Source organism: Natrinema marinum (genome assembly GCF_024296685.1).
GTDB classification, from domain to species: domain Archaea; phylum Halobacteriota; class Halobacteria; order Halobacteriales; family Natrialbaceae; genus Natrinema; species Natrinema marinum.
The window spans coordinates 3,074,988-3,091,010 of sequence record NZ_CP100763.1 but is presented as its reverse complement, the minus strand read 5'-3'; the positions used below and the strand labels follow the sequence as shown (position 1 = coordinate 3,091,010).

15 protein-coding genes are annotated in these 16,023 nt (G+C 67.5%); 7 read left to right on the top strand and 8 right to left on the bottom strand.

Going from position 1 to position 16,023, the window contains the following annotated elements:
- Nucleotides 1–20: 20 nt before the first annotated feature.
- On the bottom strand, nt 21–1,151 hold the full coding sequence (locus tag NKH51_RS15390; RefSeq protein ID WP_254762556.1) for an ORC1-type DNA replication protein: 1,131 nt from the start codon (nt 1,149–1,151) through the stop codon (nt 21–23).
- Between the two features lie 131 nt (nt 1,152–1,282).
- Between NKH51_RS15390 and NKH51_RS15385 the strand changes: the two genes are divergently transcribed.
- Complete coding sequence (locus NKH51_RS15385) at nt 1,283–1,606, top strand: hypothetical protein (protein ID WP_254762555.1); 324 nt, start codon at nt 1,283–1,285, stop codon at nt 1,604–1,606.
- A gap of 14 nt (nt 1,607–1,620) precedes the next feature.
- Here the strand turns inward: NKH51_RS15385 and NKH51_RS15380 are convergent, their stop codons facing one another.
- Both NKH51_RS15380 and NKH51_RS15375 read right to left on the bottom strand, forming a co-directional pair.
- Nucleotides 1,621–1,788 carry a DUF1059 domain-containing protein gene (locus tag NKH51_RS15380; protein WP_254762554.1) on the bottom strand — a complete coding sequence of 56 codons (168 nt, stop codon included), beginning with the start codon at nt 1,786–1,788 and terminating at the stop codon, nt 1,621–1,623.
- A gap of 64 nt (nt 1,789–1,852) precedes the next feature.
- Entirely contained in the window at nt 1,853–3,886 is a 2,034-nt protein-coding gene (locus tag NKH51_RS15375; RefSeq protein WP_254762553.1) for a MutS-related protein, read from the bottom strand.
- Nucleotides 3,887–4,128: 242 nt separating this feature from the next.
- Here NKH51_RS15375 and NKH51_RS15370 point away from each other — a divergent pair, with 242 nt between their 5' ends.
- Together NKH51_RS15370 and NKH51_RS15365 are read left to right on the top strand one after the other, a co-directional pair.
- Nucleotides 4,129–5,088 carry a DUF368 domain-containing protein gene (locus tag NKH51_RS15370; RefSeq protein WP_254762552.1) on the top strand — a complete coding sequence of 320 codons (960 nt, stop codon included), beginning with the start codon at nt 4,129–4,131 and terminating at the stop codon, nt 5,086–5,088.
- A gap of 183 nt (nt 5,089–5,271) precedes the next feature.
- Complete coding sequence (locus tag NKH51_RS15365) at nt 5,272–6,447, top strand: glutamate-cysteine ligase family protein (protein ID WP_254762551.1); 1,176 nt, start codon at nt 5,272–5,274, stop codon at nt 6,445–6,447.
- Between the two features lie 26 nt (nt 6,448–6,473).
- Here the strand turns inward: NKH51_RS15365 and NKH51_RS15360 are convergent, their stop codons facing one another.
- Nucleotides 6,474–7,043 (bottom strand): DUF6789 family protein, encoded by a 570-nt coding sequence (locus NKH51_RS15360; protein WP_254762550.1) that lies wholly within the window; start codon nt 7,041–7,043, stop codon nt 6,474–6,476.
- 127 nt (nt 7,044–7,170) lie between these two features.
- Between NKH51_RS15360 and NKH51_RS15355 the strand changes: the two genes are divergently transcribed.
- The 3 genes from NKH51_RS15355 (at nt 7,171) to NKH51_RS15345 (ending at nt 9,672) form a co-directional block, all read left to right on the top strand.
- Nucleotides 7,171–8,184, top strand: a complete 1,014-nt coding sequence (locus NKH51_RS15355; RefSeq protein ID WP_254762549.1) for an alcohol dehydrogenase catalytic domain-containing protein — start codon at nt 7,171–7,173, stop codon at nt 8,182–8,184.
- Nucleotides 8,185–8,277: 93 nt separating this feature from the next.
- Nucleotides 8,278–9,126, top strand: a complete 849-nt coding sequence (gene larE / locus NKH51_RS15350) for an ATP-dependent sacrificial sulfur transferase LarE (protein ID WP_254762548.1) — start codon at nt 8,278–8,280, stop codon at nt 9,124–9,126.
- Nucleotides 9,127–9,315: 189 nt separating this feature from the next.
- The gene (locus NKH51_RS15345; protein ID WP_254762547.1) at nt 9,316–9,672 is read left to right on the top strand and encodes a hypothetical protein; all 357 of its coding nucleotides are present in this window, start codon (nt 9,316–9,318) and stop codon (nt 9,670–9,672) included.
- Nucleotide 9,673: 1 nt separating this feature from the next.
- Here NKH51_RS15345 and NKH51_RS15340 read toward each other — a convergent pair whose 3' ends face one another.
- Nucleotides 9,674–9,958: an amphi-Trp domain-containing protein gene (locus NKH51_RS15340; RefSeq protein ID WP_254762546.1), complete on the bottom strand. Its 285-nt coding sequence runs from the start codon at nt 9,956–9,958 to the stop codon at nt 9,674–9,676.
- Between the two features lie 84 nt (nt 9,959–10,042).
- Entirely contained in the window at nt 10,043–11,812 is a 1,770-nt protein-coding gene (locus tag NKH51_RS15335) for a nitrite/sulfite reductase (protein ID WP_254762545.1), read from the bottom strand.
- A gap of 327 nt (nt 11,813–12,139) precedes the next feature.
- On the opposite strand from NKH51_RS15335, the gene NKH51_RS15330 reads away from it, so the two are divergent.
- Entirely contained in the window at nt 12,140–12,409 is a 270-nt protein-coding gene (locus NKH51_RS15330; protein WP_254762544.1) for a hypothetical protein, read from the top strand.
- A 139-nt stretch (nt 12,410–12,548) separates the two neighbouring features.
- Here NKH51_RS15330 and nasA read toward each other — a convergent pair whose 3' ends face one another.
- Nucleotides 12,549–14,663, bottom strand: a complete 2,115-nt coding sequence (gene nasA, locus NKH51_RS15325; RefSeq protein ID WP_254765166.1) for an assimilatory nitrate reductase NasA — start codon at nt 14,661–14,663, stop codon at nt 12,549–12,551.
- A 347-nt stretch (nt 14,664–15,010) separates the two neighbouring features.
- Nucleotides 15,011–15,991: a twin-arginine translocase subunit TatC gene (gene tatC / locus NKH51_RS15320; RefSeq protein WP_254762543.1), complete on the bottom strand. Its 981-nt coding sequence runs from the start codon at nt 15,989–15,991 to the stop codon at nt 15,011–15,013.
- Nucleotides 15,992–16,023: the final 32 nt, after the last annotated feature.

Here is a 16,023-nt window from a genome sequence, read left to right as displayed (position 1 = left end):
TCCGATACCGTCTCAGCGGGTCACTCGAGCCGATCCAGCACCGCGTCTTTCTCGTAGGACAGCGAGAGCGAGCGCGATCGGCCCCGCCCGTCGACATCGGCGTAGTCGGCGTCGATCAGGCCCAGCTGGTCGAGCTTGTTGACGATCTCGGAGTAGCGCGTGTAGCCCAGCTCGGACCGCTCGTGAAAGACCTCGTAGACCTCGCCGGCCTGGTCGCCGTCGTGCTCGGCGATCACCTCGAGCAAGGTCCGCTCGGTGTCGGTCAGCCCGGACAGCGACCGCGAGAGGTTGATGTATTTGGACTTCTCGTAGGCCTCCTCGACGTCTTGGCGCTCGACGGTTCGGCTGGCCCGCATTTCGGCGTTGAGCCCGGCCCGGCGGAGCAAGTCGATGCCGACCCGGAGGTCGCCGCTGTCGGCGGTGAGTTCGGCGACGTACTCGAGGGTCTCCCGCGAGATGACGCCGTCGTGAAAGCCCCGCTCGACTCGTTCGGCGAGGATGTCGGCGATCTCGGGCTGGTCGTACACCGGGAAGTAGACGTCTTCCGGGCGGAAGACGCTCTGCACCCGCGAGTCGAGTTCGTCGATCACGTCGAGCGCGGGATCGGAGGAGACCACGATGACGCCGATCTTCGCGCCGGGATACTCCTCGTGGGCCCGAAGCAGCGAGTACAGGGTATCGGAGGCCTCGTTCTCGTAGAAGAGGTAGTTGACATCGTCCAGAGCGACGACCAGTACTCGGTCCTCCTCGACGAGCTTCTCGGCGATCTGGCCGAACAGCTTCTTGAAGGAGATACCCGACGAGGGCGGTTCGTAGTCGAACGTGCCCTCGAACAGTCGCGAGAACACCGAGTACCGGGTCGCGTTGACCTGACAGTTGACCCGGATCGTCCGCACGTCGCTCGTCTGTGCTCCAACCTCGTCGAACAGCTTCTGGATCGCCGTCGTCTTCCCGGTGCCCGGCGGCCCCCGGACCATGACGTTCAGCGGCCGCGACCCCCGCACCGCCGGGCGCAGCGCGTACGTCAGGCCCTGGGTCTGGCCCTCGCGGTGCTTGAACGTCTCGGGGACGTAGTCGATTTCGAAGACGTGCTCGTTTTTGAACACGGATTCGTCCCACGACAACATCCCCCCGTCGGGGTCGTCTCCCATCACTTTCACCCTGCTTCCCCAGCGTCTTAATGGTTCGGTGGCGCGATATCACGCCGTGTCGGAAAATGATGCGTTACTGTGTGCCACAGTCACAATAGTTAATATTCATTAAATTGATCTAGGGCATAACGATGACGATGCCGAACCCACCGGACGCCATTCCGGAGTTCATGCACGAGCAGTTCGCCGAACTCTCGCCGGAGACCCTGCGGGGCGTCGGCGAGTACGCTCGAACGGACACGTACGTCGCACCCGACGGGATGCCGGATTCGCTGAAAAAGTCGTTCGCACTTCAGGACGACGAGACGCTCGCCGCGATCGCGGACTACGTCGACGAACTCGCCGCCTTCCTCGAGGAACTCGAAGCCGACTCGCTCGAGGCGATCACCGACGATTCGGGCGACGAAGAAGAGAAGTGGGGCCACCGGCGGATCCTCGAGTGGCACGGCGGCTGAGTCGACGGGAGGACTCAGGCGGCCTCGATCCGCTCGAGCCATCGCTCGAGGTCGGCCGGGGCGATCCGATTGCGGTGGGCGACTCGCGTGTGAGCCCGCGCGAGTCGCGCCGCCTCGTGGTCGGCGTCACAGCGCAGTTCGAACGAACAGCCGTCCCTGGGGCACTCGAACTCGTATGGCATGCGCTAGTAGAGGCAGCCACCCGTGGTATGTGTTGTACTTGCATACCCCAGTGGCGGACGGCGGTCAGTCGAACTTCTCGAGCAGCCGGTCGTAAAACAGCGGTTCGGACCCACCCTCGCCCGACGAGTGTACACCCCCGTTCGTCGCCGCCCGCGACTCGTCGGCCAGTTTCTCGACGATCAGTTCCGGCGTCGACCGCGCGAGGTGGTCTTTGACCGGCGAGCGGTTCACCTCGAGTTCGCCGTCGACCAGCCCCACGGCCTCGATGCCGTCGACGGTCACGTCGAAGTCGGCCATCTCGCGGATCTCGCCCGCGAGATGCGAGACGAACACCGCCGTCGCGGCGTTGTCCGACAGCGCCTCCAAGATGCCGGCGATGATCTTCGCCGACGCCCCGGGCTCGGTGATGCTCTCGAGTTCGTCGACCAACACCAGCGAGCCCTCGCCACCCTGTGCGAGGTCGGCGAACTCGCGGACGGTCGACTCGAAGGCCCCGGCGTCCAGCGTCCCCTGCGTCTTCGCGTGGTAGTGCAGGTCGTCGAACCGCCGCAATCGGACGCGCTCGCCGGGGACGGGCAGCCCCATGTGAGCCAGCACCACCACGCTCGCGACTAGATCCAGCATGGAGGTCTTCCCGCCGCTGTTGACCCCCGAGAGCAGTGCCACGCCGGAGACGGCGTAGTCGACGGGGTCGATCGCCTCGAGGGGCTCGTCGAGCAGCGGCGAGCGGCCGCCCTCGATGTCGAACCCCACGTCGGCCGTGGACCCCGCGAACTCCGGCATCGTACACTCGAACTCCCGGGCGAATCTGGCGACGGCGAGTTCGACGTCTAACTCGAGGGCGTCCCGGACGAGCTGGCGAGCGCCCTCGCGCTGGTCGGCCAGATCGGCCGCGAGCTCGCGCTTGAGTCGGCCGGCGCGGCGCTCCTTCGCGGCCGTCAGCTCCTCGCGCAGCCGCCCGACGGCGTCCTCGTCGCGCTCGACGGGAAACGTCGGCTCGTCGCCGAACGCCCGCCGGGCGATCTCGGCTTCGCCCTGATCCAAGTCGAGCGCGTCGACGAGGTGGTCGCGGGCGGCCGCGACCGCCTCCGCGTACTCGTCGGCGAGTTCCCGCGAGAGCAGGGAGTCGACGCCGGCCCCGCGCTCGACCAGCGAGAGCAGGTCCGCGCCCTCGATCGTCACGTCTTGTTCGCGGATCGCCTCCCGCAATCGGTCGTTGGCGACGTTTTCGGCCGTGCCCGCCGCCGCGTCGAGGTCGTCGACCGCCGTCGTCAGCCGGTCGAGTTCGTCGTCGCCCGCGACCGTGCCGTCCTCGGCCAGCCGCGAGAGGCCGTCCTCGAGCGCCTCGAGATCACAGGGCGGCTCGAGGTCGGCGGCCCGGTGGACCGCGGCGGCCGCCCGCAGGCGGTCCCGGTTGCGCGCGAAGAAGGCCAGCGGTCGCTCGGGGACGACCTCGGCCGGCGTCTCGAGGGCGTCCGGGCGAACCTGCACGTCGCCCTCGAGCGTGACGCCCGCGAAGGACTCGTCGAGGGCGATCACCGTCGAATACCCCCGCGCGAGTTCGGCCAGCCCTTGGGCGTCCTCGACGATTTCGACGGAGAGCTCCGGGATCGCCTCGCGCGCCTCCGAGTAGCGTTCGGCGTCGGTCGTCGCCAGACAGCGCTCGCGGACTTTCACGTCGCCGGGCTCTCGGAGGGGTTCGACGCCCTCGAGTGCTCCGAGAACCTCCGGGCTCGGCTCGCGCTCTACGGCCGCGGCCGCGAACGCCTGGACCTCCTCGATGCGCGAGCGCTTCGGGCTCGGATAGATCGTCTCGAGGCGCTGGGCGGCGTAGTCGGTGACGGTGCGCTCCTTGAGCAGGCCCAGCACCTGCCGGTAGACCTCTCGCGCACGGTCGGTCGCCAGAAAGCCGCCGGGATCGTCGTGCTCGAGCCGGATCGCCCCTCGCGCGATGCGGGCGGCCCGGCCCTGGGTGATCCCCGGCGCGGCCGCGATCGCCGCCACGTCGCCCGCCCGGAGCGCGCGTTCGGGATCGTCGAGTTCGGCCAGCGCTCGGGCCGTCTTCTCGCCGACGCCCGGAATCGACTCGAGGTCCATGTTCTCGAGCGGCGTAACAAACCGGAGCGAGAAAAAGTTCCCGCCCGGACGAGCCCCGACCGGCGTGGATTGCCGGGATGCGCCGAGGTAGCACGCGTTGACGACGGTGTGCACTTTTATACGGCCGCGCGTCGCCCACTCGAGTATGCAGCCGACACGGCGGCCCGCTCCGTCGGACGCGAGGCGGTGGCATCGCACGCTGTCGACCCAGCACCCGAGTCGCGGACGCCGAGACCGAACGAATGGAGTATAACACCCCTGACGTGGTCGTCGACCGCCTCGAGTTGCTCCGGGCCTACGGCTACGGGCTCTGTATGGGGACCGCCGACGCCCTCCCCGGCGTCTCCGGCGGCACCGTTGCACTCCTGCTTGGCTTCTACGGGCGGCTGATCGCCGCCGTGACGGCGTTTACGCCGTGGCGAGCCGCGGCCATCCTCCGGGGCTACCGACCGGAGCAGCGCACGCGGGCCCGCGAAGCGTTGCTCGAGCTGGATCTCGGCTTTCTGCTCCCGCTGGGCGTCGGCATGGCCACCGCGGTCGTGCTCATCGCAGACATCGTCTCGTCGCTCGCGAAGACGCATCCGGTCGCGATGTTCGGCTTCTTCACCGGGCTGATCGCCGCCTCGGCGATCACGCTCGGCCGGAATCTCACCTTCACCACGCCCGTCCACGCCGGGACCGCGATCGTGGGCGCGGGACTCGCGCTGTTGGTCGCCGCCGACCTGGTCACGCTGCCGGGGAGCGGCCCGGTCGTGATCCTCGTCGCGGGCGCGATCGCGGTCAGTGCGATGATCCTGCCGGGGATCTCCGGCTCGCTGATCCTGATCCTGCTCGGCCAGTACGTCTTCCTCTCCGACGAACTGACTGCGTTCGTCGGCGCTATCGGCGACCTCCTCGGCGGCGGCTCGCTCGCGGCCGTCGTCGATCCGGGAACGACCGTCGCCTTGTTCCTCGTCGGCGGCGTCGTCGGGCTGCTCTCTATCGCCCGTCTCGTCCGCGCGGCGATGGCACGCCGCCGTGAGCTGACGCTCATTTTCCTCGTGAGCCTCGTCGCCGGCTCGGTCCCCGCCCCGCTGACGAACATCAGCCAGTCGCACGCGTGGACGACGGAAACGATCGCGCTGACCGCCGGGTGGGCTGTCGTCGGTGCGATCGCACTGTTCGGCCTCGAGTACCTCGTCGGCGGCTTCGAACCGGAGTGATCCGGTTCGCGCACGTCCACGAACGACGGCGGCGGCAGGCGGCTGCAGGGCACGCTCATATCAGGAGAGTTGACCAACCATAGCGTAGCAACGAGGGCAACGAGCCGATCGGCGAGCGGAACCGGGTCGTCCGAATCAACGCTCCCCGCGGGGCAGACCGACGGGACCGACGGAATCTCGAGCATGAACACGAGCATCGAAGTCGAGTACTGGGTCGTCGACAGCGATGGGAATCTCACCGAACCGGGACCGCTCGCGGACGTCTCGAGCCAGACCGAGCGGGAGTTCGTCGAGCCGCTGTTCGAGGTGAAGACGCCACCGTGCGAGACGATTTCCGAGCTTCGGACGGCGCTCGTGGGTGAACTCGAGGACGTGCTCTCGAGGGCGGCGGAAACGGACAGACACCTCGTTCCGTTCGGCACGCCGATCAACTGCGACGCGATCGACCGCCGGCCGGACGAGCGGGGTCGCATTCAGAAGGCGGCGATCGGAACGAACTTGGACTACGCGAAGTACTGTGCCGGCACCCACGTTCACCTCGAGAAGCGCAACGTAACCGATCAGCTCAACGCGCTCATCGCGCTGGACCCGGCGCTCGCGCTGGTCTCCTCCTCGCCGTACTTTCAGGGGGAACGGATCGCCAACGGTGCCAGACCGTACTGCTACCGGAAGAAGAGCTACGCGGAGTTCCCGAAACACGGCCAGCTCTGGCGCTACGTCGAGACCGTCGGCGAGTGGCACCGGCGACTCGAGCACCGCTACGAGGAGTTCGAAGCGGCGGCCGTCGACGCGGGGATCGACGCCGCGGTGGTCAAGGAACACTTCTCGCCCGACGACGTGGTCTGGACGCCCGTCCGGCTGCGGGATTCGATGCCCACCGTCGAGTGGCGCTCGCCGGACGCCGCCCTGCCCAGCCAGCTGCTCCGGCTGGCCGACGACCTCCGGACCGTGATGGAACTGGTCCCCGAGACCACCGTTCGGATTGACGGCGGGAGCACCGAGCGGCGGGACCGAGACACCGGTCGCGACACCGTGGGTGGCAGCGATCCCAGCGGCTACGACCGACCCGACGGCGAGGACGGGCCGACCGCCCGCCCCGGCCACGTCACCGACGAGGGGATCGCCCTTCCAGCGTTCGAGACCGTCTGCGACCTCGCCGAATCGGCGATCCACGACGGCCTCGAGTCGCCGGCCGTCGCGGGCTACCTCGAGCGAATGGGGTTCTCGGTCAGCGACTACCACCCGATCGCGGCCCGGATCGACGGGCGCCAGTACGTCACGAAAGCCGACGCCCGCGACCTGCGACTCGAGTACGCGAATCTGCTCGAGGAGGACGTCGCGGAGCTGGCGCGGTCGTAGCTCTGTCGCCGCCCGATACTCGCCCGTCAGTTGCCGCCCTGATACTCGTACTCCGCCTCGGGATCCTCGACGCCCTCCGTCCGCGAGCCGACCCAGGCGCCGAGCGAGAGCCCGTAGACGAGGTGGCCGGCGTGGAAAAACGCGAGCTCGTCGGCCTCGAGGCGGATGCCGAGCAGGTCCTGCAGGACGACCTGCACGCCGACGGCCGACAGGGCCATCCCGTAGACCGCTCCCCAGACGAGCCCGCGCTGTTCGGGCTCGATGGAGCGCCCCGCGTCGTAGATCGAGAACAGCACGCCGAAGAGGGCCCCGGCACTGATGCCGTAGAGGAGGTGGAACGCGATGGCGGCGACCGAGTGCTTTCTGGGGTCGTCACCGGCGACGTACTGCGACCAGAGGTTGGCCGACGGCGGCAGCGATCGCAGGAGCGGCAACCGGAACGCGGACATGATTAGCGTCGCGACGAACCCGCCCTGGATCCCGCGCAACACCGCGTCGGCGACGTGCTCCTCGCGGGGGCGTTCGTCGACGTCTTCGGTGTGGCCCTCCGTCTCGGTGATCGAGCGCAACCGCGACAGGTGATCTGATACGGCCATAGTAGTCTCGAGGCGACCTACTGTAGACACTGTCTTAACCGCCCGGCACGCGGATTACGGCATTCGGCGGTCGCCGTCCCGAATCCCGGGGACCAGAGCTATGGGCGCTCCCCGCGACAAGCGGCGTATGCGCGTCGCAGCCGCGACCAGCCTCGAGGACCCGTCCGCGATCGCCGTCGCGAACCGCCCCGATCCGACGCCCGGACCCGGCGAGGCGGTCGTCCGCGTCGACGCGGCGTCGCTCAACCACCGCGACCTCTGGAAGCTCGAGGATGGCCGACTCACACACGAGGACCTGCCGTTCGTCCCCGGCGGTGACCTCGCCGGCACCGTCGCCAAAACGGGTGACGGCGTCTCGAACGTCGCTGAGGGAGACCGCGTCGTCCTCTGTCCGCTCCTGACCTGCGGCGAGTGCCGGCCGTGTCGGGACGGTCCCGAAAACATGTGCGAGAACTACGACAGCTACGACGGCGCGTTCGCCGAACGGGCGCTCGTCGACGCGAGCCGCCTCGTGGCGCTCCCCGACTCGGTCTCGGTCGTCGACGCCGCGGCGCTGCCGATCGCCTACGTGACCGCCTACCGGATGCTCCAGCGCGGCGACGTCTCCGCGGGCGACCGTGTCTTCGTCCCCGGCGCGACCGGCGGCGTCGGCATCGCCGCGGTACAGCTCGCCGATCTCATCGGTGCCGAGACCGTCGGCACGTCGTCGTCCGCCGAGAAACTCGAGCGCGTCGAACAGGAGGGGCTCGACCACGCGATCCACACCGCCGACCCCGACGCGATGCGGACGGCCGTCGCGGAGCTCGGCGCGGTCGACGCGACGATCAACCACCTCGGCGGCCCCTACACTCACGTCGGCGCAGAAGTCCTGCGAACCGACGGCGCGATGGTCATCTGCGGCCGAACGGCCGGCCAGTTCCCCGAGTTCGACGCCCGCGACCTCTACTTCGGCCACAAGCGCATCCTCGGCAGCACGCTCGGTACCCAATCGGACCTCGAGCAACTGATCGAGTTCGTCGCGGACGGCCGCCTCGAGCCGGTCGTCGGCGAGCAGTATCCGCTCGCCGAAACCGCGGCGGCGGTCCGAGACATGGAGGCCCGCGATCTGGTCGGAAAGCTGGTCATCAGGCCCCAGGAGTAGAAGCCGGTATCGCGAGAGCGAGCGACGAACGGGCGGCGACCGGCGACGGCCCGACGCAACGCGCTTTTGCCCGTCCGGTTCGAATCACGGGCCATGACAACGGTCGAGGCGAAACTCGAGGCCGCCCGCGACGATCTGGCGGCCCGCGACGGGGTCCTCGTGGCCTTCTCCGGCGGCGTCGACTCGAGCGCGGTGGCCGCGCTCGCCCACGACGCGCTCGGTTCGGACGCGGTCGCCTGCACCGCCAAAAGCGAGACCCTGCCGGCGGCCGAACTCGAGGACGCAAAGCGGGTCGCGAGCGAGATCGGCATTCGCCACGAGATCGTCTCCTTCTCCGAACTCGAGAGCGACGCGTTCGTCGAGAACGACGACGAGCGCTGCTATCACTGCCGGACGATGCGCTTGGGCGAAATGATAGAGACCGCCCGCGACCTCGGGATCGGCACGGTCTGCGACGGGACGAACGCCGACGATCCGGGCGCAGGCCACCGGCCCGGTCTGCAAGCCGTCGAGGAACTGGACGTTCACTCGCCGCTGTTGGCCCACGACATCGCGAAAGACGAGGTCCGTCAGATCGCCGCCCGCTACGACCTGTCGGTCGCCGACAAGCCTTCGATGGCCTGTCTCTCCTCGCGCATCCCGACCGGACTCGCGGTCACCGACGACCGGCTGACCCGAATCGAGCGTGCCGAGGCCCTGCTTCGCCAGTGGGGGTTCGATCAGTTCCGCGTCCGCGACCACGACGGCCTCGCCCGCATCGAGGTGGCGCCCGACGAACTCGAGCGCGCGCTGGAGCGGGAGTTCGTCGAGACGGTCCGAGCCGAGCTCTCGAAACTGGGGTTCGACCACGTCACGCTCGACCTCCACGGCTACCGGACCGGTAGCGTCAGCCCCGAGGGCGACGAACGAGCCGGCGAGCCGGTCGGCGATCGGCAGACGTGAGCGAAAACCACCCCTTGCCGGGGAATACATTCGTCGTTCGTCCTCGTTTCACCGCGTTCAGTGACCGTTCGTAGAAAATATAACCGCATCTCGCGGGAGTATCCGCCGTTGTTTGCAGTTCTGTACTAACGTCCGGTAATATTGCGTATTGCGATACGAACGTAGCGCTTGAGTTGGTATCAGTGATCGATGGACGCCGACGCGCCGCTCGAGTGGACCACCGAAGAGTCACGGGCCTACACCCCGGCAGACACGGATCGGGAAATGCAGTATCGGACGTATCTCCACGAATCGGGCGATCTGCGATTGAAGGTCGCGCCGGCCTCGCTCGACGGCGAGGACCACCCGGGATACACGCTGACGGCGACGAGCTATCCCGGGCTGGACCTCTCGGAGACGATACGCGTCAGGACCGTTCTGACGTTCGAACGCTGCGAACGGATCGCCGGCGAGTTCATGGATCTGTTTTCGGCGAGCTACGACGGCCCCGGATCGCTCGAGGACGCACTCGACTACGCCTACGAACGGACCCGCGACCACCGCTGATTCACTCGATTTCCAGACTTCCACCGTCGCCGCCGTCCTCGCCGGCTTCGTCCCACTCGAGTTCGAACTCGACGCTGAGTTCGCCGGGCGCGTCCGCCGGCCCCTCGCGCTCGGCTTTGACTTCGAACGTCGGGTGAGCCGGCGGCTCGAGGGTGACGGACTCGGAGCCGGCCTTGAGGGAGATTGCTTCGCCGTCATCGAGATTGTCCGCCACGCGACGGAGCAGCGACGCGATCTCGGACCGGCTGTGCTTGCTTTCGGATTTGAAGAGTACTTCTTCCGGCATACACCCCCGTACGTTCCGCGAGCTGATAAGTAGTGTGCGAGCACGCGGCGGAAAGACGAAAAGAGCGATCGCGGGTGGTTTCCGTCAGTCGTCCGATGGCACTGTGGATTCGTCGGCCGTCGCGGCCGCCGCGGACTCGCTCTCCGCGAACGGGTACCACGACTGCTTGGCGTCGTCCATGTACGGCGCCTCGAAGTCGGTCTCCTCGGGCGTACAGAACTCGACGAGCTGTTCCTCGGCCGTCGCCTCGACCCATTGGCGGAACGTCTGGCCCTCGGAACGGTGAGCGGCGTAGGCCTCGAGTAAGTTCCGGATCGCACCGGGGGCCTCGTCGGCCGGAACGCGCTGTTGGACCCAGTCGATAAAGGAGGGGTTCTCGCCGACGCCGCCGCCGACGCCGATGTCGAAGGCCTCGACCATCTCGCCGTTCTTGCGGGCGCGCATTCCCTGCAGGCCGATGTCGGCGGTCATCGCCTGGCCGCAGTCGGCCGTACAGCCCGAATAATGCATCTTGATCTTGCCGACGTCTTCGGGGAGGTCGACGTTCTTGTTGAGCCAGCGCAGCATGCGGGCCATCCGGCCTTTCGTCTCGGTCAGCGCGATCGAGCAGAACTCGGTGCCGGTGCAGGCCATCGCGCCGCGCTCGAACGGGCTCGGTTTCGGCGGGTACTCGGAGAGCAGCGGTTCGGCGAGCAGCTCCTCGAGGTCGTCGTCGGCCACGTCGACGACGACGGGGTTCTGCCGACGGGTCAGCCGAACTTCGCCGGAGCCGTACTCGTCGGCCAGATCGGCCAGTTCGATGGCGTCCTCGGCGGGCAGGCGGCCGACCGGGACGCTCAGCCCGACGTAGTTTTGCCCGTCCTGCTGATCGCCGACGCCGACGTGGTCGTGCTGGCCGTCCGCGACGGGGCGGCCGGCGTTGTAGGTGTACTCGGAGCGGAAGTCCTCCCCGGCTGTGTGCATCTCGAAGTCGACGTATTCGTCCTGTAGGGTCTCGCGAATCTTCTCCATGCCCCAGTCCTCGGCGAAGAACCGCGCGCGGTTCTTCGAGCGGTTCTGTCGGTTGCCGTAGTCGTGGTAGAGTTCGACGAACCCGCGGCCGACCTCGTAGGCGTTCTCGGGCCGGACGAAGACATCAAGCGGCGTCGCGGCGCGGGGCTGACGACCGCCGAGGCCGCCACCGATACGTACGTTGAAGCCGCGGACCTCCTCGCCGTCGATCTCCTTGGTCGCCGGCTCGAACCCGATGTCGTTGATCGAATCCTGGGCGCAGCCGACCGTACAGCCCGAGACGCTGATATTGAACTTTCGGGGCATGTTCGCCAGCGCGTCGTCCTTGCGAAGTTCCTCCTCGAAACGCTCGAGGAGCGGGCCGGACTCGACGAACTCCTCGGCTTTGCCGTGGAGCGGACAGCCCGAAATGTTGCGCATCGTGTCCCCGCCCGACGAGCGCGAGTGGACGCCGACCGACTCGAGTTTCTCCCACACTTCGGGGACATCCTCGAGTTTGAGCCAGTGGAGTTGTACCGACTGGCGAGTCGTCAGGTCGATCCAGCCGTTGCCGAACTCGGGGTTCTCGACGGGGCCTTTCGCGTACTCGCGGGCGACCTCGCCGATGGTTCGCAACTGGTCGGGCTCTAAGATGCCACTGGCGTTGGTCAGTCGCATCATGAAGTACGATTCCTGCCCCGAGCGCTGGTGGAACAGCCCCCAGAACTTGAACCGGGTGAACCACTTCTCGTGTTCGTCCTCCGGAATCGCCTCGTAGCCACCGTTTTCCGCGAACTCGAGGAGATGTTCGCGGACGTCGTCGCCGTAACAGCCCTCCTTGAGTTCCTCTTTCTTATGCACCATCGACCCTCACCCCACTGACCGAACGATCGGACTCGAAACTTCGAATTTCCTCATCGAACATGTCGTAATTCACGTTTCAGCAACATGGTTCTAAACCATATAACAGTAACCGTTTACAAACATCTGTTTTTCCCGCGCGTTCGGGCCCGGACGTAGTATCTCCAATGGAATATGATCTATATTAGGACGTATGTCGCGCGTGACAGGGAAGAGAATGAGCGAATGCAAACGCGTTCGGCACGGAAGCGGATCGAGTGACGACCGGAGCCGGCTGGTTTCTCGAGCGGACCAGTAGATACATTGACTCGTCCGATAAAATCAGGCCAGATGGCGATCGAAGTGCTCGGACAGCCGCTCACTGATGCGAGCGGTCTGCTCGTACTGGTGTCGCTACTGGCGGCGCTTTCGGGCCTCTTTGCGTACCGCAAACGGGGGAGAACGGCGACGAGCACCGGGCTATCGGTGATCGCGTTCGTTCTGCTGGGCGCGTACGCGTTTCGAGCCGGGAAACACGTCGCCGCCGGCCTGACACTCGTGGCGGCAGTTGCGTCGGTACTCGCGTTCTATACGAAGTGGACGGAGCGCGAGCGCGCGTGAGGAACGAACTATCGAGCGAGAGACGCTCGAGTTCGGTCGCGGCGGGCTCGTCACAACCGCGCCGGCGAAGCCCTGCGTCGTGGAGCTTCGTATCGCGGATTCCCTCGAGCCGTCGCCCGCCGGGTCGGCGAGGAGAGCGTCAGGCGCTCGCTTCGGCGACCGCGCCGATGTCTCGCTCACGGGGTGGCTCGAGGCGGACCGCACACTGCTTGAAGTTGGGCTCGTTCGAGCGGGGATCGACGTCCGGCAGCGTAAGGTCGTTCACGTCGGGATGGTGGATCGGGAGCCAGACGACCCCGTCGGGGATCGCCTCGTCGGTCTCGACGCGGACCGTAACCGACGCCCGCCGGGAGACGACGCGGCCGTACCGGGCGTCCGCGTCCTCGGAGGCGTCGACGGGGGCCTCGAGTTCGTCCGCGAGCGCGGCAGCCGTCGCCGGGCTGACCCGCGCCGTCGGCGGCTCGTCCTCGCGGGTCCGCACGCCGGTGTTGTAGGCGTCCGGGCGGCGCGCGGTCGTCAGCGTCAGCGGGTAGGACTCGTCGGTCGGCTCCGGAAGCGGACGGGCCTCGCCGCTCGAGAACCGCGCGCGGCCGGAGCCAGTGGGGAACGACCACGATTCGTCGGTCGGCTCGGCCTCCGCCGATTCGCCGCCATCCGTCGTGGCGTCGTAGTAGCGGTACCCCGCCGCGACGTCCGGTGCGGGTGCCGGCCAGCGGACCGCGCGCTCGGCCTCGAGGCGCTCGTAGCTGATTCCCGAACAGTCCGCGGGAGTGCCGGCGGTCAGCGCAGCGAACTCGTCGAAGACGGCCGCGGGCTCGAGCACTTCGTCGAACAGGTCCGGGACGATACGGTCGGCGAGACCACCGATCAGCTCGAGGTCCGTGCGGACGCCACTTGGCGTCTCCGTCGCCGCGCGAACGCGGGAGATCGTCCGCTCCATGTTGGTCGTCGTCCCCTCGGACTCGCCCCACGTGGCGGCGGGGAGGACCACGTCGGCATACTCGACCGTCTCGCTGCGGAAGGCATCCTGCACGACGAGGAACGCGTCCTCGAGTTTCTCGCGAACGCGCGTCGCGTCGGGCATGCCCGCGACGGGGTTGGTCGCGACGGCGTAAACGGCCTCGACCTCGTCGCCGATCGCGTTGACGATGCCGACCGGTCCCGGACCGGGATCGTCGGGGAACCGCGAGACCGGCACCTCCCACGTCTCGGCTACCTCACGGCGGTGGTCGGGATCGGCGAACGGCCGGTGTCCGGGCCAGGACCCCTTCGAAGAGCAGACGCGGGTCCCCATCGAGTTGGCCTGGCCGGTCAACGAGAACGGTCCCGAGCCCGGCCGGAGGTTGCCGGTCGCGAGACAGCAATCGATGAGCGCACCCGCGGCCGCGGTTCCGTTGACGCTCTGGTTGATGCCCATCCCCCAGTACAGCAGGGTGGGATCCTCGAGTGCGTTGGCGAGTTTGTCGACATCGGCCATCGAGACGCCCGCCATCTCGGCGGCCTCGGCCGCGTCGGGTAGTTCCGCGCGGAGTTCGTCGAAGCCGGTCGTCGCCTCGGCGACGAACGATTCGTCGACGCGATCGGTCTCGACCACGCGAGCGAGAATCGCTCGTGCGAGCGCGAGGTCGCCGCCGGGCTCGAGCGGAACGTGGTGGTCGGCCACCTCGGCCGTCTCGCTGTGGACGGGATCGACGACGATCAGTTCCGAATCGTCGTCGTCGGCCGACTGACGGATCCAGCGGAACATAACTGGGTGGGCGGCCGCCGGATTCGCCCCCCAGACGACGTGGCTCCGGGCCTCGGGAATGTCGTCGTAGGTCGGCGGCGGCGCGTCGCTGCCGAAGGCATCGTAGTAGGCCGTCACCGCGCTCGCCATACAGAGTGTCGTGTTCGCGTCGTAGTACCGCGTCCCGAAGCCGCCGCGGGCGAGTTTGCCCAGCGCGTAGGCGGCCTCGTTGGTCTGCTGGCCGCTGCCCAGCACCGCCACGCCGTCACCGTCGCTTTCGAGTGCGGTGCCGAGCCCCTCGGCGGCGCGCTCGAGGGCCGACTCCATCGTCGTCGGGACGAGATCGCCGTCCTTACGCACGAGCGGACGGGTCAGCCACTCACCGTCGGGATCGGCGGTCTCGCTGACGCCGCGCTGGCAGGCCAGTCCCTGATTGACCGGATGGGCGGCGTCGCCGCGGACTGTCTCGAGGCCGTAGCCCCGCTCGGGGGCCTGCTGGACGTGACCGCAGCCGACCGCACACCGCATACACGTGGTCGGCACGAGGTCGGTCACGGCTCCCACCCCGCGGAATCGGAGCGAGCGAGTCCACACGATTTACAATCTCGCCAATCTGAGAGAGATTCCCTCGCCATCATTCAGATGTTCACGCTCCAGAAGAACATATGCAGCTACTAAACGATGATCGTTTACGAACCGTGTGTTTTCTCTCTCGAATCGTCTGGAATCCGCAATATGCGAACGGATAAGAAGAATATAAGGACAGTATACGACGGTGGGCCGGGCGGGGCGACCGACCGAATGGGCACGGGCCGACGATGGATGCCACTACTCGCGAGCAAAACGGCACAGCCCGGATCGCGACTCGAGTCGGTCTAGTCGACGCCGACCCACTTCAGGACGAGCAGCGTCCCTTCGAAGAGCAGGATCATCGTGACCGCGACGATGACGGGGGCCATCCCCGTCGGGTCGAACGCGAACATGAACGCCAGACCGGCGAACGCCGCCCAGAAGTACAGCCGCTTCTGGGCGAGCCAGCGGCGGGTCGTCACGCCCATCATGATCGCCAGCATGATAAAGAGCGGAATCTGGAAGACGACCGCGAGAAAGCCCGTCAGCGTGATGATCAGGTTGAACGTCTCGCCGAGCGCGTACGCGATCTCCGCGCTCCCCTCGGCGTAGTAGGTGAAGTACCTGAACAGAACCGGCAGGACGAGGATGTAGGAGAACACCATCCCGATCGCCGCCAGCACGACGCTGGTCGGGACGGCCGCGAGGTAGTACTTGCGCTCGTTGGGGTACAGCCCCGGGCGCATGAACAGGTAACACTCGTAGACGAACGCCGGCAGCGCGATCATGATACCCAGCAGCGACGAGATCTTGATCCGGGTCAGCCAGAGCTCGAGCGGGTGGTAGACGTGCGGCGGCGGCACCTCGCCGTCGGCGTAGGGGAAGACGTTGTCCCAGACGAACTGGATGGCGTCGGACGCCCACAGCAGGCCGATCGCCGTCCCGCCGGCCCCGAACAGGAGGACGACCGCCAGCCGGAGGACCATCTCCTCGATGTGGTCGGCCAGCGGCATCTCCTCGTCGTCCGGCGGCGTCGAGATGCCGCCGATGTCGTCGTCGGGATCGGGATACGTCGGTTCGGGGTTTGGCCGATCGCCGACGACGCCCTCGCCGTCGGTCTCGAGGTCCGGAAAGTCCTCGCGTTCGGCCTCAGTAAGGTGGTCAGCCCCGTCGAACTCGGGATCGGATCCGGCGGCGTCGGCGGGCGCTGGCTGTCGCTCGTCAGGGGCGTCCTGTGGCTCGTCGGGGCCCTCGACGTCGCGTCCATCGGCCGGCTCGTCCGACATCTAGGGGTTAGTGATAGGCCACCGGTTATAGG